22 protein-coding genes are annotated in these 23,989 nt (G+C 46.2%); 10 read left to right on the forward strand and 12 right to left on the reverse strand.

All coding sequences use genetic code 11. The features are described from left to right. Positions 1-35: 35 nt before the first annotated feature. The 5 genes from JUB14_RS22310 to JUB14_RS22330 form a co-directional block, all read right to left on the reverse strand. Positions 36-1,232 carry a hypothetical protein gene (locus JUB14_RS22310; RefSeq protein WP_207509062.1) on the reverse strand — a complete coding sequence of 399 codons (1,197 nt, stop codon included), beginning with the start codon at positions 1,230-1,232 and terminating at the stop codon, positions 36-38. Positions 1,233-1,259: 27 nt separating this feature from the next. Beyond that, a complete protein-coding gene (locus JUB14_RS22315; protein WP_207509063.1) occupies positions 1,260-2,102 on the reverse strand; it encodes a type 1 glutamine amidotransferase in 843 nt (280 codons plus the stop codon). A 37-nt stretch (positions 2,103-2,139) separates the two neighbouring features. Next, positions 2,140-3,240 carry a carboxylate-amine ligase gene (locus JUB14_RS22320; protein ID WP_207509064.1) on the reverse strand — a complete coding sequence of 367 codons (1,101 nt, stop codon included), beginning with the start codon at positions 3,238-3,240 and terminating at the stop codon, positions 2,140-2,142. A gap of 17 nt (positions 3,241-3,257) precedes the next feature. Then, positions 3,258-4,367, reverse strand: coding sequence for an ATP-grasp domain-containing protein (locus tag JUB14_RS22325; protein ID WP_207509065.1), 1,110 nt, complete (start codon positions 4,365-4,367; stop codon positions 3,258-3,260). Between the two features lie 84 nt (positions 4,368-4,451). Continuing rightward, positions 4,452-5,165: an esterase family protein gene (locus JUB14_RS22330; RefSeq protein ID WP_207509067.1), complete on the reverse strand. Its 714-nt coding sequence runs from the start codon at positions 5,163-5,165 to the stop codon at positions 4,452-4,454. Between the two features lie 167 nt (positions 5,166-5,332). On the opposite strand from JUB14_RS22330, the gene JUB14_RS22335 reads away from it, so the two are divergent. After that, positions 5,333-6,157, forward strand: coding sequence for an alpha/beta hydrolase (locus JUB14_RS22335; RefSeq protein WP_310586185.1), 825 nt, complete (start codon positions 5,333-5,335; stop codon positions 6,155-6,157). 48 nt (positions 6,158-6,205) lie between these two features. Continuing rightward, entirely contained in the window at positions 6,206-6,652 is a 447-nt protein-coding gene (locus JUB14_RS22340) for a hypothetical protein (protein ID WP_207509069.1), read from the forward strand. Positions 6,653-6,692: 40 nt separating this feature from the next. Here the strand turns inward: JUB14_RS22340 and JUB14_RS22345 are convergent, their stop codons facing one another. Beyond that, positions 6,693-7,712 (reverse strand): acyl-CoA reductase, encoded by a 1,020-nt coding sequence (locus JUB14_RS22345; protein ID WP_207509070.1) that lies wholly within the window; start codon positions 7,710-7,712, stop codon positions 6,693-6,695. Between the two features lie 130 nt (positions 7,713-7,842). Here JUB14_RS22345 and JUB14_RS22350 point away from each other — a divergent pair, with 130 nt between their 5' ends. From JUB14_RS22350 to JUB14_RS22360, 3 genes are all read left to right on the forward strand, one after another. Continuing rightward, positions 7,843-8,190 carry a 4Fe-4S binding protein gene (locus JUB14_RS22350; protein ID WP_207509071.1) on the forward strand — a complete coding sequence of 116 codons (348 nt, stop codon included), beginning with the start codon at positions 7,843-7,845 and terminating at the stop codon, positions 8,188-8,190. 348 nt (positions 8,191-8,538) lie between these two features. Further along, complete coding sequence (locus tag JUB14_RS22355; RefSeq protein ID WP_374757829.1) at positions 8,539-9,756, forward strand: porin; 1,218 nt, start codon at positions 8,539-8,541, stop codon at positions 9,754-9,756. A 53-nt stretch (positions 9,757-9,809) separates the two neighbouring features. Further along, on the forward strand, positions 9,810-11,138 hold the full coding sequence (locus JUB14_RS22360) for an ammonium transporter (protein ID WP_207509072.1): 1,329 nt from the start codon (positions 9,810-9,812) through the stop codon (positions 11,136-11,138). A gap of 123 nt (positions 11,139-11,261) precedes the next feature. Here JUB14_RS22360 and mtaB read toward each other — a convergent pair whose 3' ends face one another. After that, on the reverse strand, positions 11,262-12,593 hold the full coding sequence (gene mtaB, locus JUB14_RS22365) for a tRNA (N(6)-L-threonylcarbamoyladenosine(37)-C(2))-methylthiotransferase MtaB (protein WP_207509073.1): 1,332 nt from the start codon (positions 12,591-12,593) through the stop codon (positions 11,262-11,264). Between the two features lie 299 nt (positions 12,594-12,892). On the opposite strand from mtaB, the gene JUB14_RS22370 reads away from it, so the two are divergent. Next, complete coding sequence (locus JUB14_RS22370; protein ID WP_207509074.1) at positions 12,893-15,079, forward strand: glutamine synthetase III family protein; 2,187 nt, start codon at positions 12,893-12,895, stop codon at positions 15,077-15,079. A 263-nt stretch (positions 15,080-15,342) separates the two neighbouring features. Then, positions 15,343-15,891, forward strand: coding sequence for a hypothetical protein (locus JUB14_RS22375; protein WP_207509075.1), 549 nt, complete (start codon positions 15,343-15,345; stop codon positions 15,889-15,891). A gap of 100 nt (positions 15,892-15,991) precedes the next feature. Here JUB14_RS22375 and JUB14_RS22380 read toward each other — a convergent pair whose 3' ends face one another. Beyond that, positions 15,992-17,005: a glutamine synthetase beta-grasp domain-containing protein gene (locus JUB14_RS22380; RefSeq protein WP_207509076.1), complete on the reverse strand. Its 1,014-nt coding sequence runs from the start codon at positions 17,003-17,005 to the stop codon at positions 15,992-15,994. Between the two features lie 558 nt (positions 17,006-17,563). Here JUB14_RS22380 and JUB14_RS22385 point away from each other — a divergent pair. The 3 genes from JUB14_RS22385 (at position 17,564) to JUB14_RS22395 (ending at position 19,810) form a co-directional block, all read left to right on the forward strand. Continuing rightward, entirely contained in the window at positions 17,564-18,274 is a 711-nt protein-coding gene (locus tag JUB14_RS22385) for an RsmE family RNA methyltransferase (protein ID WP_207509077.1), read from the forward strand. Positions 18,275-18,315: 41 nt separating this feature from the next. Beyond that, on the forward strand, positions 18,316-18,984 hold the full coding sequence (locus JUB14_RS22390) for a DUF4159 domain-containing protein (RefSeq protein WP_207509078.1): 669 nt from the start codon (positions 18,316-18,318) through the stop codon (positions 18,982-18,984). Positions 18,985-19,057: 73 nt separating this feature from the next. After that, positions 19,058-19,810, forward strand: coding sequence for an acyl-CoA desaturase (locus JUB14_RS22395; protein WP_207509079.1), 753 nt, complete (start codon positions 19,058-19,060; stop codon positions 19,808-19,810). Positions 19,811-20,061: 251 nt separating this feature from the next. Here the strand turns inward: JUB14_RS22395 and JUB14_RS22400 are convergent, their stop codons facing one another. From JUB14_RS22400 to JUB14_RS22415, 4 genes are read right to left on the reverse strand one after another with little or no spacing between them, the layout of a single operon-like run. After that, positions 20,062-21,429: a sensor histidine kinase gene (locus JUB14_RS22400; RefSeq protein WP_207509080.1), complete on the reverse strand. Its 1,368-nt coding sequence runs from the start codon at positions 21,427-21,429 to the stop codon at positions 20,062-20,064. A gap of 2 nt (positions 21,430-21,431) precedes the next feature. Beyond that, on the reverse strand, positions 21,432-22,109 hold the full coding sequence (locus JUB14_RS22405) for a response regulator (protein ID WP_207509081.1): 678 nt from the start codon (positions 22,107-22,109) through the stop codon (positions 21,432-21,434). Positions 22,110-22,111: 2 nt separating this feature from the next. Further along, the gene (locus JUB14_RS22410) at positions 22,112-22,639 is read right to left on the reverse strand and encodes a 5' nucleotidase, NT5C type (protein ID WP_229368136.1); all 528 of its coding nucleotides are present in this window, start codon (positions 22,637-22,639) and stop codon (positions 22,112-22,114) included. Further along, complete coding sequence (locus JUB14_RS22415; protein WP_207509082.1) at positions 22,639-23,982, reverse strand: dihydrolipoamide acetyltransferase family protein; 1,344 nt, start codon at positions 23,980-23,982, stop codon at positions 22,639-22,641. The genes JUB14_RS22410 and JUB14_RS22415 overlap by 1 nt, the downstream gene beginning before the upstream one ends. Between the last annotated feature and the right edge of the window lie 7 nt (positions 23,983-23,989).

Genomic DNA, 23,989 nt, shown 5'->3' on the forward strand with positions numbered 1-23,989 from the left:
GAATGTTGGTAAAGAAGAAGAGTGGTAACTCAGGATCAGAAGGGCTCGAAGAAGCAGGCGCTGCCACCTACCCAGGTAAAGTCTTTGTTGAAGCGGGTACCGATCATTTCGCCACGGCTGAGGCGGCTCAGGCTGGTCAACAGGGTAGGGCGCTCGTCCGCATCCGGCCATACGTATAGCATCCGGATCTCGCACTTCACTAGCCCATCGGGTGCCTTGACAACCGGCGCGTACTCTACCTTGCGCTGCAGTATGTAGTTGAAGGGGTCGCGTAGCTGGAGAAGCATGTCCGGCGTAACGTGAAGTTGTACCCCCGTGCCAGCAAAGGAAAACAGGGGCTTCAAGACATAATTTTCCAGGTCCTGCGGAAAGGTTTCAGCGTAGTCACTGACGTAGCGGGTTTCGGGGATGTACTTGCTCTGTAAGAGAGGAATCGTAAACTTGCTGATTCGGAAGAACCAGTTGGGATGTCCTGCCCACTCCACATCCACATCATCCAGGAAATGGTAGCTGGTACTTAAATCCGGGAAGTTGTTAAAATCATCGAAGATGAGCCGGTTGTAAATTCGCTTTACCTCCACCTTTCGCCCCTCTTTTATATAGTATAGCTTTCTATCTTCTTTGATTAGTTGGGTATAACATACCGCCTTCACCCCAAGTAGCTGCTCAGTAATAGCAAAATCGATGCGGGTCTTTTGCTGCTCAGGGTATATATCCAGCAGGATGACATTCTCCGGATCCTGATTACCTACAATGGTCTTTTTGAGTACAGCTACATACTCTTCAAAAGTATTTACCCCAAAAGCATAGGCAAAGTCAGCGGGAATCTGGTAGTTTTTCCGGTAGAGTTCTGAAATATATCCCTGGTACCCAAACAACGAAGGAAAGCCCTGCAGCTCAATGAGCTGAGGTATGAAGTTTCCCTGTTCATCCTGACATACCGCGAAATCAATAGCCAGAAAAGAGGTATGCTTATTCTCGTTTGGGACGTACTGATCGGGTGGAATGGCCCGGTCCGTTTTGTCCCTAAAATCATCACTGATGATAGTATTAATGATATCTTCACTGGCTTCGACGAGTTGCCGGCCCAGCGCACGAGGTACTAGTACCGGGCTTTCTGCTACTCTGAAATCAAGCTGACCCGGATAATCATGATGAATAGCAGAGAGAAACCCCTGATATTTGTCATCACTGAATGACTGATTAAATTGGTCCCGGGCTTCTTTGTGCATGGGTAATGGATTAGAATAAGAAAAAACTTAGGCCTGCTGTGAAGTAAGAAGGGACTTCGCGACTGTCTCCAGAAAGGTAGGAATAATAGTGGCACCTGTCAGCATGATCTTATCCGGATCATTCAGGTGGTCAATCATAGCCTGGTACTTCTCCTCGCCGTGGTTTTTAATAATGTTCGCTTTTTTATCTTCCTTCATGAAGTGCCGTAGCATCCCTTCCGCATCGGCTTCGGGGTGAAATTGCGTCCCGAATATCTCTTTGGAAAAGCGAATAGCCATCACAGCCCTTTCCAGATTGACGTGCGGACGAATCTTTTCCAGACAAAGGATTTTTGAACCCATCCGCTCCAGTACCTGGTGATTGGGCTGAACAACTTGGTAGTCGCGGGAGTCCACTACCCAAAATGGATCCTCCAAGCCTTTGAACAGGGGCTCTTTATGACCGGCACGGGTTGGGTGTACCGGAAAGGTACCAAACGACGTGGAGCGACGCTTGCCGACGTAGCCAACCTGCCAGTGCTGGCATGCCAGCTGAAAAGAGTGACAAATTATGAACAGGTACTTCTTATTGGTATTACGGCGGCTGGCATTATAGTCCCACAACTGGTCCAGGAACTTAAAGTAGCGGCGCTCCCAGGGGGTACCTTCCAGTATAGGGCTACCGGGCCCACCCGTTGAGAAGTAGGCATCATAACTCAGATCCGGTACTTCCTGGCGCTGACGTACGTCAAAAACCTGGTACTGTACAGGTAGTTTTTCCTTTACACTAAAATCTTCTATATGCTGCTTGATACAGCGCATTCCTTCATTAGCTACACCCGCGTACATGTCAAGTATAGCTATTCGGAGTGCTGGTTTATCTGGATTCATTTTCACTTGTTCAATTCCACACTATTATCCCGCAAAATTAAGAGATTCCTACCTTAGTTTCGGATACAATATAGTCAACAACGGCAGCGAGGTCATTAGTTTCCTCAAATACAGCCAATTGGCGATCGGCTCCGGTACCCATTTCCATAATTTTGTGTACGTACTCTATTTCGTGGCGGCTACCCAGTTCGTCTACCACATCATCAATAAAGTCAAGCAGTTCCAATATTAACTCCCTGTATTCCACTTCTTCCTGCTTACCAAAGTCAATCAATTTGCAGTGGATACCATAGCGGGCAGCCCGCCACTTATTTTCGTTGATCAGGATACGGCGGTAGTTGCGGAAGTTGAGGTTTTTTTTCTGGAGTCTATAAATCTTAACCACCAGCGCCTGCATGATAGCCGCCAGGCATACCGTTTCGTCGGTGCGCATAGGTACGTCACAGATCCTGAACTCGATGGTGTCAAAGAAGGGGTGCAGTCGGATATCCCACCAGATTTTCTTGCCGTTGTCAATGCAGTTGGTCTTGATGAGCAGTTTGATGTACTCATCGTACTCGGCCGCGCTGGCAAAAAAATCGGGTATACCCGTGCGCGGAAATTTATCAAATACCTTTGAGCGGTACGATTTGAAGCCGGTATTCCGTCCGCACCAGAACGGTGAGTTGGTAGAAAGGGCGTACACATGGGGCAGGAAGTACCGGACCGAATTCATGATCTGCACCGCATCATTCCGGTTTTCGATCCCGACGTGTACGTGCAGGCCAAAGATCAGATTACCCCGGGCTACATCCCTCATTTCATCAATGAGCTGATCGTAGCGGGGATCGTCAGTAATGAGCTGGTCAACCCAGTCGGAAAAAGGATGGGTACCGGCGGCGGCGACCAGCAGATCCTGTTCGCCCGCCATATCAAGGATCATCCGACGCAGGTACGTGACCTCTTCCCGGGCTTCCTCTATATTATTACATACGTTGGTACCTACCTCTACCACCGACTGGTGCATCTCTGCCTTGACACGCTCTTTTAGTATGATTTTTCCTCCATCAACCAGTTTCGACATGTGCGAGCGCAGGTTGCGCGTAACCGGATCGATGGTCATAAATTCTTCTTCTATTCCCAGGGTGAATGCAGGCATACTCTGTTATTATTGGGTTAAGGTTTCTTCTTCGGAGCCTCTTTTTTGGGAGCCGAAGCTTTGCCTGGTGTTGCTACTTTTTCGAGACTTTTAGGAGCCGCCTTTGGGGCGGCGGTTGCTTTGGCTTCTGACAGACCTGGTAATGGTTCGGTTTTCTGGGTAGGTGCACCGCCCGTAGCACCCACTGCCGACCGTACAAAGGTACCCCAAGTGAGATTGTCCTGTCCTTCCTTCTGTTTTTTGGCCCGGGCTATGGCCATATTAGCCGCGGCTTCTACGACCCATTCAAAATTGTCCTGACCTACCGAGTACACATCGGCATCGGGGGCCGGATTGCAAAAGTCAATAGCATACGGAATACCATCACGTACCGCAAATTCCACCGTATTAAAATCATACCCTAAGGCCTGGTTGAGCCGGAGTACATAGTCTTTCATGGTAGCCAGCAGCTTTTTACCCGCGGGACCTTCGGTATTCATCTGAGCGGCGTAACGCAGGTGGTGCGGGTTGCGTGGCTCGTAGGGCATCATCAGTACGTCCTTCTGCCCGATGCAGTAGCAGCGGAAGTAGTCGCTGAATACGATCTCCTCCTGCAGCATCATGACCAGCTGCCCCGTTTCCTGGTGTTTGCGCCACAGATCATTGGCATCGTGTACCTGATAAACGCTTTTCCAACCACCACCGGCGTGAGGTTTCATGTATGCCGGGAAACCTACGTAGTCAAACATGGCTTCCCATTCCAGCGGATATTTAAGATTACGGAAAGAGGTTTCGAAGGTATCTGTAGGCCGCTCGTGGGAGGGGAGGATCACGGTTTTGGGAACAGGTACCCCTATCTTTTCGGCCAGGCAGTTGTTAAAGAACTTCTCATCAGCACTCCACCAGAAGGGGTTATTGATCACGGCTGTACCACAAAGGGCCGCGTTTTTCAGATAGGATCTATAGAAGGGAACATCCTGTGAAATCCGGTCAATAATGACTGCATACTCGGTAGGCTCAGCCTGCATGACCTTACCAATTGAGACGGCCTCGGCCACTATACCTTTTTCTCCCTTGCTATTAACACGATCTATAAAAGCCTGCGGAAAAGTGTTTTCCATGCCATGGAGGATACCAATTTTTTTCATTCGAGCTACTGATTTAAACGTTACAATTATTTGCAAGCAAGGAGCTACTACACTCCCTTAATATCATAAAAATAGTGATAGCCACTATTTGATTAACATTTTGGATAAGTAATCCGGAAACATCTGGCGCCAGAGGGGCCAGTCATGTACTTCCCAGCCCCGAATGTCCAGCCAGTGGTCTATGCCTTTGTTATTAAGGATGCGGGACATGGTCAGGTTGCCATTCAGGCAGATATCCCATTCCGAACTCCCCAGTACTATATTCATATGGCCGTACCGCCAACCTTGTTCGTGCGGGACAAAATCCACGGGATTATTGTAGTACACATTTTCATCATAGTAGCCATTCAGGAAGCTTCGGATGTCAAAATCCCCGCTCATACTTAGCAGATAGTCCACCTGTTCGGGATGTTTGAAGGCAAAGTTGAGTGAATGGTACCCGCCAAAGCTACATCCACCTACGGCTATACGATCAATTTTGTTTTCATGCTGGATATAAGGGACCAGTTCTTCGGTCAGGAACTTGTCGTACTGCATATAGTTATGGACACGTTGTGATGGCTCAAGGTGTTTGCCATACCAGGTTTCCGAGTCAATGGAATCAACACAGTAAATCTTGAAATGCCCTGCTTCAATAAAACCTCTTACTGACTCAATGAGTCCCTGGTCTTTGGCTTCGTAGTAGCGGTTGAGTGTACTCGGAAATAGCAGAATGGGATATCCCCAGTGTCCAAATACAAGCATTTCGATGTCACGCCCCAGATGGTGTGAGTAGTACCGGATGTAGTTCTCCTGCAAGGTGGTATGGATTAGATTAATGATTGTAATATATAAAGTATCTCCAATGATGCCAATCCTGACCTAAGATTTAACCCGTCCGTAACATCGCGCTTCCCCACAAAATACCCGTATATTGCTACCAGTAAACTATGAAATCTTATATTAGTTATTTAGCAATTGTTTTAGTGAGTTCTACATTTCTGGCGGCACAGCCCCAACACCCTATTCGGCAGGTACAGGATAGCCTGGTTTCTGTCCATCTCAAGCGTACCGTTAAACTTACCCTGCTTATCCCCGATGTTACAGCTGGCAGTACTGAGCGCTATCCGCTGTTACTGGTACATGACGGGCAGGACTTTCCAGCTCTGCACCTAAGGGAAAGCGTGGCGGAGTTGCTGACTGAACAAAATTTACCTCCCCTCGTGGTAGTAGGAGTACACGCCAACCAGGATCGGCTGAATGAATACGGCACCGCTCACCAGCCTGACTACGCCAATCGGGGGAATAAAGCCCGAAACCACACCCTGTTTGTGCTGGATGAACTGCTTCACTACTTAGAAGCAAAGTACCCTGTCAAAAATACAGCAGTTGATAGAGCCGTGGCGGGCTTTTCACTGGGAGGATTGATGGCACTGGACCTGGCCTGGAATCATGCCGATGCTTTCTCGAAAGTGGGGGTGTTTTCGGGAGCGTTGTGGTGGCGCCGAAGAGCCTTCGACAAAGACTACCAGGACAGCGATCGGATTATGCACAGGCAGATACGGGAGGCCAGTGTGCGGCCTGACCTGAAATTCTGGTTTCAGGTAGGTACTCATGACGAAACCGAGGACCGGGATGGTGATGGTGTGATAGACTCCATTGACGACACTTTGGATTGTATCGCAGAACTGGAACGTAAAGGTTACCGCTGGGGGAAAGATATCCAATATGTAGAGGTAGAGGGGGGAGAACACAATCCTAAAACATGGGGTAGGGTCATGCCTGAATTTATTAAGTGGGTTTTTAAATAATATAAAGTTTTGTTATATATTGCCTAAGTATCTAACCAGCCAATCCATATGCGACAGCTTGTACTTCTGGTACTTTGTCTTCCTTATATAGTCTATGGACAAAAGCCCGGTAGGAACAGTGAGCCTGATATAGTCAGCGGGGCTAATGTCATACTGATTACCTCGACACTTCCCGATGCTGAAATTATTCAAAGGGTCAGGCAAGTACTGCTGTCAAATGGAATGTATATAGATAGTGCCGGGAATGGTACAGACACGATCAAGACTGTCTCGTTTAGATTGAATACTAACTATGACATGAAGATCAGTACCTCGTTCAAGGTAGGAGTGGTGAGAATATCAGGAGAAGCCTATGATCGGTTTGGTACTTCATATATAGCCTCAATGGCTTCAGAAAGGAGGGGAGTTTCCGAAGCTTTTGCCCGAATGAATTATTATGCTTTGGTGCTCAGAGATAAGCTAGGTAGCCGTCAGATTGAGTACAGAAAAAAATAACCAGTTATAGAAAAGGGAGCCAACGGCTCCCTTTTTCCTGTTATAGCTTACTCAAAAATTCCATGGTATCTACACCATCGGCATAGTCACTCAACCCGGGCTTTTGGGCTTGTCCGAAGGGCAGACTGGCAACGCTGGTTTCAGGCTTACCTACTACACACTGGATCTTATCCTGATCCTCCGCCAAGCGGGCTTTCACTTCGGCCAGGTCCTGGAAGGTTTCATAGTTCACTACACTCAGGGGCGATACCAGGGCCGGATTTTCAACCGCCATCAGGAATCCGTTGTCAAAGTGGGGCGTACCATTGACCAGCAGGATCGACTTGTTGTACTCGTAGTTGTTGAAAAACTTGTGGTGGTTGCGGCAGTACTCTTCAAATGGCTGAATAGCCTCAAAGAAAGGGACAAAGTCATAACCCAAGGGTACATAGAGTTTGGCAACGTTGCGACAGCCCAGACCGTAGTAGCGCAGGATATCACTACCCAGGGCCGCCAGCTCTTCCCTGGATTCTTTTCCGGTCAGTAAAGCTACCGATACCCGATTACGACGGATGATATTCGGTTTCTTGGAAAAATAGTACTCAAAGTACCGGGCTGTGTTATCACTTCCGGTTGCTATATAGGCATCGGCATCGTTGAGCCTTTCCACAAAATGGATGGACTCACGGAAGGCAGGTTCGATCAGACTGAGCTTGTCCAGCAGGAACTTGATCAGGACAGTATCATCGGTACTCAATTTAGCGAGCAGGACGTGTCCGCTTATAAGTACTGCCATCGCATCATGAAAGCCTACGGCCGGTACATTACCTGCCATCACGACTCCTATTTTTTTAGAGGCAGCGGGTTCAGGATAGGTATCAGCCCACTTCTGAAGCTCATCTTCGGTCAGGTACTGCTCTCCGATAGCCTTTAGGGAGTTCATTACATTATCGGGTGTAAACCAGTTGTTGGTCAGGTGTGCCCGAAAAGCCCAATCCTCTAATAATAGCTCATTAGCGGGATCACGTAGGTACTCACCGAGTTTTGCAAACGATTTATATCGTGTTGTTCTGGATATCATTCTAAATAGTCTTTAAATAGTTACAAGTAAAAGCTTTTGCCTTTTTTTATGATTGTTGTGAAACTATAAATAGTTATATTTGTTGATTGAAAATAGTGAATACAGAACAAATATAACCAATCCGACGACCATGGCTATAATGATAACCGATGAATGCATCAACTGTGGTGCTTGTGAGCCAGAATGCCCCAATACCGCAATCTATGAGGGAGGGGTTGAGTGGACCTGGGGAGATGGTACCAGTCTTGATGAAGTAGACTTTGGAGACGGTACTGTGGTAAGTGGTAAAGAAAAGCAATCTCCTATATCCAACGAATTCTATTATATAGTATCAGATAAATGTACAGAGTGCGTAGGTTTCCACGAAGAACCTCAATGTGCTGCTGTATGTCCGGTAGACTGCTGTGTACCAGATCCGGATCACGAAGAAGAGCAAGATACCCTTTTAGCTAAGAAAGCCTGGCTGCACGCCGAATAGATATACTTTTACTCCTCATTAAAAGCCCACTGCAAAGTGGGCTTTTTTTTGTGCCTTTCCACTAGCAGTCTGCTGTATAAATCTTCTATATAATGTACTATATACGTTTTGTGTCAAATGTGGAAAATTCTGTGTAAGTAGCTATCGGCAGAATAAACATGTTTTGTAGACATATATGATTTTTAAAGAAAAAATGGTTTTAAAACATAAAGCTTTTTCACTTTTCTATGAAAATTAGCCATAAAGTACTATTAATTTAAGGTAGGTATTTGATGATAATCATAAATAGTTAATATTTGTCATCACAAACACAATGATTTGAGTTTACCCACCTAACAAAATAAAATTATGAAGAAAATCTATTTTGCCGCATTATCTATTATGGTACCTCTTTTGGGTTTTGCTAAGGAGGGCGACAAAAAGGCTGACAAAACCGAGGAGGTAAAAAAAGCCGAAGACACAAAGGCTGACGAAGAGAAGAAAGGTGTATTTGCTTTTTCGGGCTATCTGGACTCCTACTATGTTGCCAACCTGAACCGTCCTGCTTCACGCTCAAACATGGGAGCATCCAACGCACGTGTATTCGATCAGAAATCCGGACAGTTCCAGATTGGTCTGGTGCAGACCAAGATGACGTACACCAATGATAAGTCTGAGGCAGTAGTAGATCTTACCTTCGGTCCCAATGCCGATCTGGGTAACTACGGTAATGCCATTGGACCACTGGGTAGTACTGGTATGGCACTAGCTATCAAGCAGGCGTATTTTACCTATAACTTCACCGATAAGTTGTCCATGACAGCGGGTCAGTTCGGTACCCATATCGGTTATGAGGTCATTGATGCTCCCGTTAACTTCAACTACTCGCTATCTAACCTATTCAACAACGGTCCTTTCTATCACACTGGTCTGAAAGCCACCTACGCATTCTCTGATAAAGCGTCACTGATGATGGGCTTTGTTAATAATGTAGACGGACTAGGTGACAACAACCGTAAGAAAGGCTTTATCAGCCAGCTATTCCTGGCTCCGGTTGAAAACTGGAATGTGTACCTAAACTATATCGGCAGTAACGAAGCCGCCGAAGATCCTGCTACGGGCACAACTCCTGATGCCTTCTACCGGGTACTTGATCTGACGACCAGCTACCAGATTACCGAAAAGTTCCTGCTGGGCTTAAATGCTGCTTATGGTGCCCAGAAGGGTGACTATCAGGGAGCAGGTGGACCTTCGTCAGTGAAATCCTGGGGTGGTGCAGCGGTATATGCCAACCTGGCCCTGACGGATGTATTCGCCATAGGTGGTCGCTACGAAAACTTCAATAACAAGAGTGGTGTAAGAGCCATGGTGGACAGCCAGGGCAATGGTACCTCTGTTAACTCCTTTACTCTGACCGGCAACTTCACCCTAGCTGACGGACATGTACTGCTGAAACCTGAGGTACGTCTGGATAGCTACCCTAAAATAGCGGGCAGAAACGAAGTACAGCAGTTTGAAGATGCCGATGGCAACTTCACCAAGAGCAGCCAGACTACCATTGGAATGGCCTTCATCTACAAGTTCTAAGAGAATAACCTATTCTAAAATACAAAGTAAGTACAACCAAAACCATCAAGATTATGCAAAAGCCAAATTACATCCCTCTGATTATTCTGCTGGCAATAAGCCTGCTGGGTGTCTTTCTACCCTCTGTACCCACCCAGATCGTAACCGAAGGACTTGATTCAGGTGATATTGCCTGGATGCTCGTAGCCTCTGCCATGGTACTGCTCATGACTCCTGGTCTGGCTTACTTCTACGGTGGTATGGTGAATAACAAAAATGTTATCTCTACGATGCTTCAGAGCTTTATAGCCATGGGTGTCATTAGTGTGTTGTGGGTCGTTGTTGGATTTAGTGTAGCCTTTGGTGATACCATCGGAGGTGTTATTGGTAACCCTACTACCTTCTTCATGTTCAATGGAGTGCTGGAAGGTAAGCCCTGGTCGCTGGCTCCTACCATTCCTCTGGCTCTTTTTGCTTTCTTCCAGTTGAAGTTTGCTGTGATTGCACCTGCGCTGGTAACAGGTTCAATGGCTGAGCGTATCAACTTCCGCTCCTATGTACTGTTCATGATCCTGTTCAGCCTGTTCGTGTATGCTCCTTTGGCCCACTGGACCTGGCATCCCGAAGGCCTGCTGTTCAAGATGGGTGTACTTGACTTTGCCGGTGGTACCGTAGTACATATGTCGGCTGGTTGGGCTGCTTTGGCGGGTGCCCTGTACCTGAAGCGTCGTAGATCACACATCGAAGCCAGCGTACTTCCTCCTGCTAACATTCCTTTTGTATTGTTGGGAACTGGTCTTCTGTGGTTCGGCTGGTTCGGTTTCAACGCCGGTTCGGCAGTAGGAGCTTCTGCTCTGGCAGTATCTGCTTTTGCAACTACTAACACTGCCGCGGGTGCAGCGGGTCTGGCCTGGGTACTTTTTGATGCTGCTAAGGGCAAGAAAGTATCTGCACTAGGTTTCTGTATCGGTGCCGTAGTGGGTCTGGTAGCTATCACACCTGCCGCTGGTTTTGTCACTATTCCCGTAGCTATCTTTATCGGTACTATCTCTTCTATCATCAGTAACTACATCGCTCACCTGCGTACCAAATCTGCTCTTGACGATACACTGGATGTATTCCCTTGCCACGGTGTAGGTGGTATGGTAGGTATGATCATGACAGGTGTATTTGCCAGCAGTGGTGTTAACAGCGGTGTAGTAGATCAGGGTCTTGCTTACGGTGAAACCACACTGTTCATTAACCACTTGATCGCTCTGGTACTGGTATCGGCCTTCGCCTTTGCTATGTCATTCGTACTCCTGAAAGTAACTGACATGATCCTGCCGCTTCGTGTAACCGAAGAGGACGAGAAAGTAGGTCTGGATATCAGCCAGCACGACGAGTTCCTGGTTGAGGCATAATTAGAACATTATAACCAACCTATAAAAACAACAAAACCACAGTGCATCTGTGGTTTTGTTGTACTTCGGAAAGTTGTCTGTCTTTGACGGGCAACTTCTTTTTTTAAATAGTAAGGTTATAGATCAATGGTGAGACAAGAGCTCCGTTTCGGCTTCTTCCACCTCTACCAGACCGCTCTCATTGATTCCGGTCAGAATAACCTTCTTGGTTTCATTGATCAGGAGTGGGTCGTACTTAGCAGTTACGCGTACGTAGTTCTCGGTAAAGCCCTGCATCATACCACCCTGTACATCATCTTCGAAAAGTACCGTATAGGTACCTCCTAACTGATTCTCGTAAAAGCTCCTCTTCTTCTTGTCCGATAGGATGTGCAGCATCTTCGATCGCTCGGCCCGCTCCCGGTTAGGTACTACAGGGCGAATCGTAAGCGCCGATGTATTGGGGCGCTCCGAGTAGGTGAATATGTGCAGGTACGATATATCCAGCTCGTTGAGAAACTGGTACGTATCCAGGAAGTCAGCCTGAGTTTCGCCGGGATGCCCTACTATCACATCTACCCCGATACAGCTATGTGGCATCAGAGCCTTGATCTTATTGACCCGGTCTACGTACAGCTCACGACGGTACCGGCGACGCATAAGCCCCAGCATCTTGTTGGAGCCCGACTGGAGCGGGATATGGAAGTGCGGTACAAAGCGCTTCGACTGGGCTACGAAAGCGATGATTTCATCCGTGAGCAGGTTAGGCTCAATAGAGGAGATCCGGAAGCGGTCAATCCCTTCCACAACATCCAGTGCCTTCACCAGATCCAGGAATGACTCCTGCCGCTGACCATTCTGAATACCAAAGTCCCCGATATTTACCCCCGTCAGTACTATTTCCTTTACTCCCTTCTGAGCTATTTCCCGGGCTGCTTTTACCACATTCTCTACCGAATCAGAGCGGCTCTTGCCACGGGCAAGGGGAATGGTACAGTAGGAGCAGGGGTAGTCACAGCCGTCCTGTACTTTCAGAAAGGTACGGGTGCGGTCATTAAGAGAGTAGGAGGTATGGTAGTCGATCGCTTCCTCTATGGGCGAAGCCAGTACCTGTCCCGGTTGACCAACGGGTACTTTCTCGAAAGTATCCAACAGGTCAACTAGCTGAAATTTCTCGGCAGCGCCCAGTACAGCATCCACGCCCGGTATTTCAGAAATTTCTTTCGGCTTCAGCTGGGCATAGCAGCCAATGATAGCCACGTAGCCATCAGGATTGATCTGTTGTGCTTCACGGACTATCTTACGGCATTTCTTATCGGCATTGTCCGTTACCGAGCAGGTATTAATGATAAATATATCCGGCTGCTCGTTAAACTCAACTTTATGGTACCCCTTTTGCTCAAACATCCGGGAGATGGATGAAGTCTCAGAGTAGTTGAGTTTACAGCCTAAGGTATAGAAAGCTACTTTCTTCATTTTAACGTAAATATCTCGCAAAAGTACAAAATGTTGGGCTAATATGCAGCCCCTGTTTGCAGTGGAGTTGACCTTCTAAAGATTAGATATACGGGTTTTCAACACCGGGTACAACGCCAGAGTTCTTGGCCGCTTCGATAAATTCAAGGCTTAATACAAAAACAAATAAAATATTCCTGGGTATATTAGTAGCTTTTATACCTTATTTTGAGAAAATTGCATGGCCATAGTTAAAATTGACTATGTTTTTAGACCTAAAATTATCAAAATACTAATTATAACCTTTAAAAGACTATTAAATGACTTTTCGTGCCAAAGCCATTGAGACCTCCCTCGGGCGTAGTCCATTACCTACCAACCAACCCAGCGAAAAAGTAACTGAGCTTTACGCGGTTAATACCTTCAATGAAGATGTAATGCGGGCGCTGCTTTCGCCTGAGGCTTATATCAAGATTTCAAATGCCATCAAATCCGGTTCACATATAGATCGTGAAGTAGCGGAGGAAGTAGCGACTGCCATGAAGTCGTGGGCTATCTCACGGGGAGCCACCCACTATACCCACTGGTTTCAACCTCTGACCGGTACTACTGCCGAGAAGCACGATTCCTTCTTTGATCTTTCAGGTAATGGTAAGGCCGTAGAAAAATTCAAAGGTAGTGCCCTTGTACAGCAGGAGCCTGATGCTTCGTCGTTCCCGAGTGGTGGTCTGCGGGCTACCTTCGAGGCTCGTGGTTATACCGGTTGGGACCCCAGTTCCCCTGCTTTCCTGATGGACAATGGTGCCGGTGGAAAAACCCTTTGTATTCCTTCGGTATTTATATCTTATACCGGTGAGGCTCTTGACTACAAAGCTCCTTTGCTGCGTGCTATCAACATGCTGGATAAAGCGGCTACTGCCGTGTGTCAGTACTTCAACCGTGACGTTACCAAGGTAACAGCTACGTTGGGAGCTGAGCAGGAGTACTTCCTGGTGGATAAGGCACTGTACTATGCCCGTCCTGACCTGGTGATGGCCGGCCGTACCGTATTTGGTCACAGCCCGGCTCGCGGTCAGCAGCTGGAAGACCACTACTTTGGCTCAATCTCGCCGCGTATCAATGCCTTCATGGTGGACTTCGAATTTGAAGCCCTGAAGCTGGGTATTCCGGTACGTACCCGTCACAATGAGGTGGCTCCCGGTCAGTACGAGTGTGCTCCTACCTTTGAGGAGATGAACCTGGCCATCGATCACAATGCCCTGCTGATGGACCTGATGCAGAAGATCGCCGAGAAGCACAACTTCAAGGTACTCTTCCACGAGAAGCCATTTGCCGGTATCAACGGTAGCGGTAAGCACAACAACTGGTCTATGTCGACTGACACCGGTATCAACCTGCTGGCACCTACTACCAAGCCTAAAGAAAACCTACGCTTCCTGACCTTCCTGGTCAACGTGATCAAAGCGGTACATGATAATGCGGATCTGCTGCGTGCTTCGATTGCCTCGGCGGGTAACGAACACCGCCTCGGAGCCAACGAGGCTCCTCCGGCAATTGTATCGATCTTCCTGGGTACCGAACTGACCAAAATGCTGGAAGAGCTGGTAAGCCGAGGTGAGCTAACGGTCGAAAAAGGAGAGAACTTCTACTATAAGTTAGGTATTAATCGTATGCCTAATCTGCTCCGTGACAATACGGATCGTAACCGTACTTCCCCTTTTGCCTTTACCGGTAATAAGTTTGAGTATCGTGCCGTAGGTAGTAGTGCCAACAGTGCTTCAGCTATGATCGTACTGAACACTATCGTAGCCCGTCAGCTTATGGAATTCAAGCGTGAACTGGATGAGCGCCTGAACTCGGGTGAGGAGAAAAAGATTGCGGTAGTAAGTATTCTGAAGAAGTACTACTCGGATTCAAAGCGGATTCTTTTTGAAGGAAATGGGTACTCACAGGAGTGGGTAGAAGAAGCCGAACGCCGTGGCCTTTCAAATATCGGTTCTACGTATGATGCACTCAGAGAGTACATCAGCGAAAAAACCATCAGCGTATTTGAGCAGATGGAAGTACTCTCGCACCGCGAGTTGCACGCCCGCTACGAGATCGAGCTCGAAAACTATGTAAAGAAAATCCAGATCGAATCACGGGTTATTGGTGACCTGGCGCTTAACCACGTGGTATCTACTGCGGTGAAGTACCAGTTTAAGCTGGCACAGACGGCCCGATCCCTGACTGAAATAGATATGCCTAGTGAAGCGGAACCTATCAAAGAGATTATAAAAGAAATCTCTGACCGGGTCAAAGTCATCAAAGGATTGGTACATGATATGACAGAGAACCGGAAGCGTGCCAATGCTATTGATGATACTGTAGAGAAAGCACGTCTGTACGGTTCAGAGATCAAATCCTACTTTGATCAGATCAGATACCATGTAGATAAGCTGGAAGTACTTATTGACGACGAGGACTGGCCACTCGTGAAATACCGCGAGATGCTATTCATCAAGTAATTCATATCCAACAACAGAAAAGCCCGAGCCTCTCGGGCTTTTCTGTTGTTATACAACTGGTTCATTGTAAAAAGAATAAGATTGATATCTAGTAATATACGTGAGTTTCAGTACATTTGAGGGTAGTAGTATCAGCAAAAACGGGAGCAGGAGCGAGCGAGTTATACCATCAGTCAACCCTCGTTTGAACCCACGGAATAAGCTAGTACATTTGTAAGAAACTATTAAGTAAACTTGTATCACTAAACAGCTATTGTGAAACTATGAATCCCGGATTCGATCCAGAAGAAATAGCCCAGCTAAAACGCGAATGTAAAGCGGAAGGGATGAACTTCGTGTATGTGGAAGATGAGTTTGAAGATGAGGAAGAGAATGATGAGCATGCTCACATACAATTTGTAGGACAATACCAGGGGCAGGAATGTATCTACGACGCCCTGATCTACACACTACGATTACACCATTCTACACTCGTATACGATTTGGCTTTACAGCGGATACAGAAGCAGATACCTGGCTATGTATCGCCCGATGAGCGTACTATCAATGATAAGGTAGACCCCGAGGTAGATGAGGAGGCCGAGCTACTTCTGACCGAGTTTATTGAAGAGATCGAGGAGAACGAAGAGGTTAAAGTAAGTGAACACGTCGAAATCGATAACAAATTTGAATACGGTATTGGTCTGGAGGTTGGTCTGAACCGCACCGATATTTCGGAGAAGGTAATCAACGACTTTATAGCCCAGTTCAACGCCGGACGCCTGCAGCTGGATAAGGCGGTCTACACTTTTTCCAGCGAAGACGAAGAATAATCAGCAGTAATGAAATGACATAGGCTCTTTCGTCAGGAAGAGCTTATAAAAAGAAAGCCTCCGACAAACGTCGGAGGCTTTTCTATATCAATATTCCAAATTACACTTCTGCTGTTTTAACAGTCTTGATGATACGAGCTGCTACTTTGTAAGGATCAGCAGCAGAGTTTGGACGACGGTCTTCCAACCAGCCTTTCCAGCCTCTGTCTACGGTTGCGATAGGGATGCGGATAGAGGCACCACGATCAGATACTCCGTAGCTAAATGTATCGATAGACTGAGTTTCATGCTTACCTGTCAGACGCAGGTGGTTATCTGCACCATATACTGCGATGTGTTCAGCTACGTAAGGAGCGAAAGCATTACAGATAGTATCATAAGTTTCTTTGTTGCCGGCCGTTCTCAACGTAGTGTTAGAGAAGTTAGCATGCATACCTGAACCATTCCAGTCAGTAGCACCCAGCGGCTTACAGTGCCAGTTAATAGCAACACCGTACTTCTCACCAATTCTTTCGAGCAGGTAGCGAGCAACCCAGATCTGGTCACCAGCTTCGGCTGCACCTTTGGCAAAGATCTGGAATTCCCACTGTCCAGCAGCTACCTCAGCGTTGATACCTTCAACATTAAGACCAGCGTCCAGACATGCATCCAGGTGTTCTTCTACGATTTCACGGCCAAATGCATTCTTGGCACCTACTGAACAGTAGTAAGGTCCCTGTGGTGCTGGGTATCCGTTGGCAGGGAAGCCAAGGGGACGGTTGGTTTCAGGATCCCACAGGAAGTACTCCTGCTCAAATCCGAACCAGAAATCATTGTCATCATCTTCGATTGTAGCACGACCGTTTGATTCGTGGGCAGTTCCGTCTGCGTTCAGAACTTCGCACATCACCAGGTAGCCATTCTTGCGCTGAGGATCGGTACAGATGAACACCGGCTTCAATAAGCAGTCAGATGAACCACCCGGAGCTTGTTCAGTAGAGGAACCATCAAATGACCACATGTCGCAGTCTTCCAGTTTTCCGCTGAAATTGTTTTCAATCTTGGTTTTGCTACGAAGACTTTGTGTTGGCTTATATCCATCCAGCCAAATGTACTCAAGTTTAGCTTTTGCCATAATGGTACTAAAAAAGAAGAGGTGATAGATGACTTTTAATAACTACATGACAAAAGTAAGGTATATAGTTAATTTTATAAAATATTATTGAATAAAAATTTGAAATTACTTGCAGAAAGTTGTGTGTGTTGTAATATTCTGGGTTTTTTGTGTGATATTTTCATTAAAACAAACCAGTTTCTAAATAATCCCTTCGGTTGATAAAAGATGTGAAATGCTGAGAAAGTAGTATAAATATAATATGCTTCTGGGTTCAAAATTGTAAAAGTGACAAAAAATGGTGTAAATATTAAAATATGACTTTTTTTGGGATTAGCAACGCTTTCCCTAAAATATTCTTAACATTGATTGCAGGTGTCAGAGACAAGCAGGAGTAGAGTAAGCTTTGCGAGGGAGTAGAATCATTACTACACTACCCCTAATCTCAGAGGCACACTATCGACATATATCTATATATGAGCATCTATATCTAGGATGAACAAAAAGAGGATTAGCGTTGATTATATAAGTTGATTGAACAGGGATTTTGTAACAAGTACCAATCATAGTAAAAGTAGAATGCATCTATTTTATCAGCCGGATCATAATCAGCATACATTAGAAGGAGAAGAAGCCAGGCACTGTGCAAAGGTTTTGCGCCTTGGGCCAAAGGATAGTATTTGGGTGACGGACGGAAAAGGCAAATTATACAAAGCCAGTCTGACTCAGGTAAAAGAAAAGCAGGTACAGTATACAATCATTGAAACTCTGCCGGTATCCACTCGTCCGTATAAGGTTAGTATGGCCATAGCTCCTACCCGCAAAGCGGAGCGGAATGAGTGGATGGTGGAAAAAATGGTGGAACTGGGAGTGGATGCTATCCATTTTGTGCTGACGGAGCATACCCACCACGAGAGCGTTAGAAGAGTAGTGAACCTGGATAGACTGGAACGTATAGCTGTTGCTGCCATGAAACAGTCTCAGCAGGTGTTGGTGCCTGAGATCCAGATTCATAACGACTTTAAAAAATACCTTTCTGCCTCTCAGCAGACTAACCGGTTTATAGCGTACGTTACGGATACGGATGTTCCCCAACATTTGCTCAAACAAATTGAATCCGGAAATGATATAGTAGTATTGATAGGGCCGGAGGGCGACTTTTCACCGGAGGAAATTGGCGCTGCTATGGAAGCAGGATTTAAGCCGGTATCACTGGGGGAAACCCGCCTCCGAACCGAAACGGCGGCTGTGATGGCCTGTCATTCGGTACATCTGGCTCAGCTTATTTAATATTTGAACAATTGTATTCTATTAGTTGTAGTAATAAGTATATGAGAAAGTATAGTAAATGGCTTAGTGTCAGTCTGCTGGCCTTGTTTATTACGAGTTTGAGTTACGGCCAGTCTTCCTATAAAATTGGAAAATTGAAATATGGTGGCGGGGGGGACTGGTATGCCAATAAAACGGCACTGCCTAACCTGATTCGCTTTTGTAATACACAGCTTAAGATGAACATATACCCTGAAGAGGATATAGTAGAAGTAGGTAGCCCTGACTTGTACTCATACCCGTTTGTGTACCTGACGGGGCATGGTAATGTAGTGTTTACAGATGCCGAAGCCCGCAACCTCAGAAACTACCTCATGGCGGGAGGATTCCTGCATATTGATGATAACTATGGCATGGATAAGTTTATTCGGCGTGAAATGAAGAAGGTGTTCCCGGAGTTATCGTTCGTGGAACTGCCCTATAGTCACCCGATCTATAATCAGAAGTTTAAGTTTCCGAATGGGTTACCTAAGGTACATGAGCACGATGGAAGTCCCCCGCAGGGATTTGGATTAATCTATCAGGGACGCCTGGTGTGCTTTTACAGCTATGAATGTGACCTGGGGAACGGCTGGGAAGATCAGAGTGTTTATAATAATCCGGAAGAGATTCGCCAGCAAGCACTTCGGATGGGGGCTAACCTACTTGATTACGCTACTACGGCTTTTTAAGTATAAAGTTGTTTAATGACGCTTTACCATTAAATTTGTAGGATAAAAGTAAGATTACAAAACTAACTCATTCATGTACGCAGTTATTGCCGCATTCGTAGGACACTGGTATCTGTCGCTGTTCTGCCAAACGTTTTTCCTTCACCGCTACTCAGCACACAAGATGTTCAAGATGAGCAAATTCTGGGAGCGGTTCTTTTATCTGCTTACCTATGTATCTCAAGGCTCATCGTACCTAAGCCCCAGGGCGTATGCGATCCTGCACCGGATGCACCATGCATTCAGTGATACTGAAAAAGATCCCCATTCACCCCACCATACCAAGAATGTATTCACTATGATGTGGGAGACCAAGGATATTTATAACGCGGTACTTAATCGTAAAAGAGCTATTGAGTCGCAGTTTGAGCGCAACTACCCTGAGTGGAACCTGATCGAGAAACTGGGCGACTCCTGGGCATCTCGTATTGGTTGGGGTGTCGTTTATATTGCCTTCTATGTACTGGCTTATGTTTATCTGGATATGCACTGGGCGTTCTTCTTCCTGTTGCCTATTCACTTCCTGATGGGGCCTATCCACGGTGCTATCGTAAACTGGAGCGGACACAAGTACGGCTACCAGAACTTTGATAACAACGACAAGTCAAAGAACTCTCTGATCGTAGATTTTTTGATGATGGGAGAATTGTTCCAGAACAACCACCACAAGCGTCCCAACTCATTGAACTTCGGTTCGAAGTGGTACGAGGTTGATCCTACTTATCCCGTTATTAAGATGTTGGATAAATTGAAGATCATAGAAGTAAGGAAAAAGGAAAGACAGTAGTTATATAAATTATAAAAGCTACGGCCGAATCCTGTGGGTTCGGCCGTAGCTTTTATATTGGATTGGCTATAAAAAACTTTGGCAGGTACGCTCTGTACCTGCCAAGTTTGCTTATTAACACCACAAAAAATGAAATACAAAATGGGAAATTTGCCCGATACCGTTAACCATGAGCATCCTCAACCTTTATCGGACAATACAAATAAATAATAGAATACTTAGAATGAAGTTAAAATGGGCTTAGAATTTCCTTAAAGCCTAAAAAAAGTTAATTTAAAGGTGGTACCAACCGGCTCGTTGGGTTCTATGGCTATGGTACCACTGTGCAGTTTCATAATACGGTCCACTAGGGATAAGCCAATTCCATACCCTTTAACACTGGCTGTATTATCGCCCCGAAAGAAAGGCTGAAAAATCAGATTCTGGTCCTTCTCGGGGATGCCTTTACCGTAGTCAGAAAAATTAACTTCTATAGCCTCCTGGCTGGCTGATAAACTTATTTGTACAGTACTATCCTCCGAAAACTTACAGGCATTATCAATCAGATTCAGGAAAGCTGTTTTCAGCAGGGTGGGGTTGCCTGTTACTTCCAGCCATGTATCGTCTTCAGGCAGTTCGCCTAGATTGAACTGAATTCGGTACTGTCGATTGGCCTGACTGATGCTTGTACGTGCGTCCCAGAGCAACTCATCTACCCTTACTATTTCGGTTAGTATATCACGACGGTCTTCGCTTACTTTGGCAAGTTCAAGTAGGGTATTCGATAGCTGTGAGAGCTGCTGGATGTCTTCCAGTACTGAATGCATTGTATTTTTATATTCATCAATCGTACGTTCCTTCAGCAGGCTTACTTCCAATTGGGAGCTAATCTTGGTCAGGGGGTTTTTGAGTTCATGGGATACGTTAGCTACGAACGTTTTCTGCATCCGAAATGCCGTTTCAATCCGGTCGAGTAGCTTATTAAAGGTAATGGTAAGCCGCCCGATTTCATCGTTTTGATTGGGGGTATCCAACCTCGTATTGAGCTTTTGGGGGAGGATGCCTTCTACTTCATTCATAACCCGTGAAATGGGAAATAACGCGCGACGGGAAAAAAGCCAGCCGGCGAAGGTTACGATTGCAGTCATGATAATGAAGGTTACAGCAAGCATGGAGCGGAGGTTATACAAGATAGCCTGACCATTTAAATCTTGCGCACCCAGAAGTACTACTGCTTTATTAAAAGGGTACTTATAATAAATACCAACAACCTTGTAGTCGCCGTCGGTATACCTGATTTGCCCGGCCCGACGGATTTCATCGAGCCAGTAATTAGATACTTTGATGGAAAGAGAGTCTGTATTACGGTAAATAAGCCGGTTCTTTTCATCAAAAATCAGAATGTTTTCATTAAAAATCAGACTCCTATTCCATCTATCGATGATTTTAATGAGCTCAGTATCGACCTCCTGTACTTCAAGTAGTAACTCGGCCGTGGATATCGCTTTTGAACGAAGTCGAACGTAAAAATCTTCGTTGGTATTGATATAGGTAAAGTAATAAATAGCCAAAAAGGTGACAAGCAAGATTGCACTTACCAACATAGAAAACTGAACAGTCAGTCGGGTGCGAATCTGCATGGCTAATCTACTTTAAGTACATACCCCATCCCAAACTGAGTATGGATAAGCTTAGTTGGGAAGTCGCGGTCAATCTTTTTACGAAGATAATTAACGTACACTTCTATAATGTTAGTACCTGAGTCAAAATCAATCTCCCATACCTGTTCGGCGATTTCAGCTTTGGATACCACCCGTCCCTGGTTGCGAATCAGGTACACCAGCAGGTTAAACTCACGGGCGGTCAACTCTATTTTGATACCTGAGCGATGTACTGTTTTAGCATCCAGATTCACCTCCAGGTCTGCAAAGCCAAGGGTCTGTGCAGTTTGTGTAACACTGCCTGCCCGCTTGGTAAGGGCGCGTACCCGGGCCATGAGTTCTTTGAATTCAAAAGGTTTAACCAGGTAGTCGTCTGCACCGGCGTCAAAGCCAGTTACTTTATCGTCGGTAGTACCCAACGCCGTTAGCATCAGGATGGGCGTCTGGTTGCCTAGTTTGCGTAGTTCGCGGCAAAGTTCTATGCCGTTAATCCCGGGTATTATGATGTCGCTAATAATGAGCTGGTAGGTATTACGCTTGGCGATCTGTAGACCAATAAGTCCATCGTAGGCGACATCTACTTCGAATCCGTTTTCTTCCAGGCCTTGTTTAAGAGACTGCAGGGTTTTTGGTTCATCTTCAATGAGTAGTAATTTCATACTTATGGTAAAAACAGTTCGGCTATTTCATCCCAGTCCTTCACCCGGCGAAAACTTCTTTCTTGTAAATTGTGAGGAGCTGAAAAAAGAATTCCTTCGCTTTTTGATGATGATAAGGTTTTGGGCTGATCGTCTATAAGATAATCCGTGATAAGGATGCTTTTGTTCCCGCAAAAGACCAGATTAGTCCAGGGAACAAAGTTGAAATGACGACGCAGCCAGTTGTACTTCTCCTGGAATGAGTTTGGAAATTCCATAGCGCGCGTTGCTATAAATACTTCATAGTACTTCATAAGCTTATGCACTGTTTCTACGGCGCCGGCTTTCACCGGCAGATCTGCAAAAAAACCGGGCTGACTCACCATCCGGTACAATCGGTCAACCTGTTTGGGATGGAGCAGCTCGCGGAAGGGCTTCTGGTAGAATAGCTCCTCGTCGTGAAGGGGATCAAATTCATTCATGACGATACTCACCAGTTTCTGGTGAGTATCAGCCAGAATATCATCCATACCAAATGTCAGTCGCAGCATTAGAGTATGGGTCTGTTCAGTTCAAACTGTTCGAGATAGTCCGACACCCGTTTCACAAACCGCCCTCCCAAAGCTCCATCTACAACGCGGTGGTCGTACGAATGAGAGATAAACATTTTATGACGTATACCCAGCAGATCACCCTGTGGCGTCTCGATGACCGCGGGCTTCTTCTCAATGGTACCAAAGGCCATGATAGCTACCTGAGGCTGCACGATGATGGGCGTACCCATGATATTCCCGAAGGAGCCTATGTTAGATATAGTATAGGTACCTCCGGCCAGATCGCCTGCGGTCAATTTATTGTCACGGGCTCTGTTCGCTAGGTCATTTACCTTTTTGGCCAAACCTACCAGGTTGTACTGATCAGCCTGGTGAATTACGGGAACAATAAGGTTGCCATCGGGTAGGGCTACTGCCATACCTATATTGATATCCTTTTTAACAATGATATTGTCACCCTCTACTGATACATTGATCAGGGGGAAGTCTTTAATGGCTTTTACGACGGCCTCGATAAGGATAGGAGTGAAGGTGATGGATTCACCACTCTGCTTCTTGAAGTCATTCTTAACATTATTACGCCATAAAACGATATTAGTCATATCTGTTTCGACAAAGGAAGTCACATGTGCCGATACCTGCAGGGACTCTACCATCCGTGAGGCAATCATCTTGCGCATCCGGTTCATTTCGATAATATCATCCTGCCCATTGACTGAACGTGGCTGCGGTGCAGAGGCTGTTTTAGCCTCAGGCATCACTTGTGCAGAAGGTGATTTAGCCGAGCGATTCTTTATGAAGCTGATGATATCATTCTTGGTAACACGGTCTTCGGCACCGGTACCAGTGATGCCTGCCAACTCTTCTATACTTACCCCTTCCTCTTTGGCTATGCTAAGTACCAGGGGCGAATAGAAACGATGGTTGGTGTCACCAGTCACAGCTGCGGCGGGTTGCTGGGCAGGTACAGGGTCAATGACTCCGGTAGTAGCTGACTCTATCTTTGCTTCCAGCTCCTGAGCGGCCTGTTCTTCATTTACTTCTTCCTGAGATTCCGGTGCTATTACTGGTGCCTGGGCTGGTGTTTTAGCGCTTCCGTTCTGCACTTCTATGCGGGCTACCGGACTCCCAATGGGTACTACATCTCCTTCTTTTACCAACCACTCCACAAGCACCCCGCTGTGCGGAGCAGGCACTTCAGTATCTACTTTATCGGTCGCTACTTCCAGGATTGAATCATCGGCCTCTACGGGTTCGCCTGGCTGCTTGAGCCAGTTCAGTACCGTACACTCCATGATACTTTCGCCCATTTGGGGCATAACCATTTCAATAATTTTCATTCTATTA

The organism is Telluribacter humicola (genome assembly GCF_017355935.1).
Taxonomy (GTDB): Bacteria; Bacteroidota; Bacteroidia; order Cytophagales; family Spirosomataceae; genus Telluribacter; species Telluribacter humicola.

Bases quoted from the DNA above. Each gene is read 5' to 3' on its own strand.
- JUB14_RS22310 (WP_207509062.1), bottom strand. From the start codon at position 1,232: ATGCACAAAGAAGCCCGGGACCAATTTAATCAGTCATTCAGTGATGAC.
- JUB14_RS22315 (WP_207509063.1), bottom strand. From the start codon at position 2,102: ATGAATCCAGATAAACCAGCACTCCGAATAGCTATACTTGACATGTAC.
- JUB14_RS22320 (WP_207509064.1), bottom strand. From the start codon at position 3,240: ATGCCTGCATTCACCCTGGGAATAGAAGAAGAATTTATGACCATCGAT.
- JUB14_RS22325 (WP_207509065.1), bottom strand. From the start codon at position 4,367: ATGAAAAAAATTGGTATCCTCCATGGCATGGAAAACACTTTTCCGCAG.
- JUB14_RS22340 (WP_207509069.1), top strand. From the start codon at position 6,206: ATGCGACAGCTTGTACTTCTGGTACTTTGTCTTCCTTATATAGTCTAT.
- JUB14_RS22345 (WP_207509070.1), bottom strand. From the start codon at position 7,712: ATGATATCCAGAACAACACGATATAAATCGTTTGCAAAACTCGGTGAG.
- JUB14_RS22350 (WP_207509071.1), top strand. From the start codon at position 7,843: ATGGCTATAATGATAACCGATGAATGCATCAACTGTGGTGCTTGTGAG.
- JUB14_RS22355 (WP_374757829.1), top strand. From the start codon at position 8,539: ATGAAGAAAATCTATTTTGCCGCATTATCTATTATGGTACCTCTTTTG.
- JUB14_RS22360 (WP_207509072.1), top strand. From the start codon at position 9,810: ATGCAAAAGCCAAATTACATCCCTCTGATTATTCTGCTGGCAATAAGC.
- mtaB (WP_207509073.1), bottom strand. From the start codon at position 12,593: ATGAAGAAAGTAGCTTTCTATACCTTAGGCTGTAAACTCAACTACTCT.
- JUB14_RS22370 (WP_207509074.1), top strand. From the start codon at position 12,893: ATGACTTTTCGTGCCAAAGCCATTGAGACCTCCCTCGGGCGTAGTCCA.
- JUB14_RS22375 (WP_207509075.1), top strand. From the start codon at position 15,343: ATGAATCCCGGATTCGATCCAGAAGAAATAGCCCAGCTAAAACGCGAA.
- JUB14_RS22380 (WP_207509076.1), bottom strand. From the start codon at position 17,005: ATGGCAAAAGCTAAACTTGAGTACATTTGGCTGGATGGATATAAGCCA.
- JUB14_RS22385 (WP_207509077.1), top strand. From the start codon at position 17,564: ATGCATCTATTTTATCAGCCGGATCATAATCAGCATACATTAGAAGGA.
- JUB14_RS22390 (WP_207509078.1), top strand. From the start codon at position 18,316: ATGAGAAAGTATAGTAAATGGCTTAGTGTCAGTCTGCTGGCCTTGTTT.
- JUB14_RS22395 (WP_207509079.1), top strand. From the start codon at position 19,058: ATGTACGCAGTTATTGCCGCATTCGTAGGACACTGGTATCTGTCGCTG.
- JUB14_RS22400 (WP_207509080.1), bottom strand. From the start codon at position 21,429: ATGCAGATTCGCACCCGACTGACTGTTCAGTTTTCTATGTTGGTAAGT.
- JUB14_RS22405 (WP_207509081.1), bottom strand. From the start codon at position 22,109: ATGAAATTACTACTCATTGAAGATGAACCAAAAACCCTGCAGTCTCTT.
- JUB14_RS22410 (WP_229368136.1), bottom strand. From the start codon at position 22,639: ATGCTGCGACTGACATTTGGTATGGATGATATTCTGGCTGATACTCAC.
- JUB14_RS22415 (WP_207509082.1), bottom strand. From the start codon at position 23,982: ATGAAAATTATTGAAATGGTTATGCCCCAAATGGGCGAAAGTATCATG.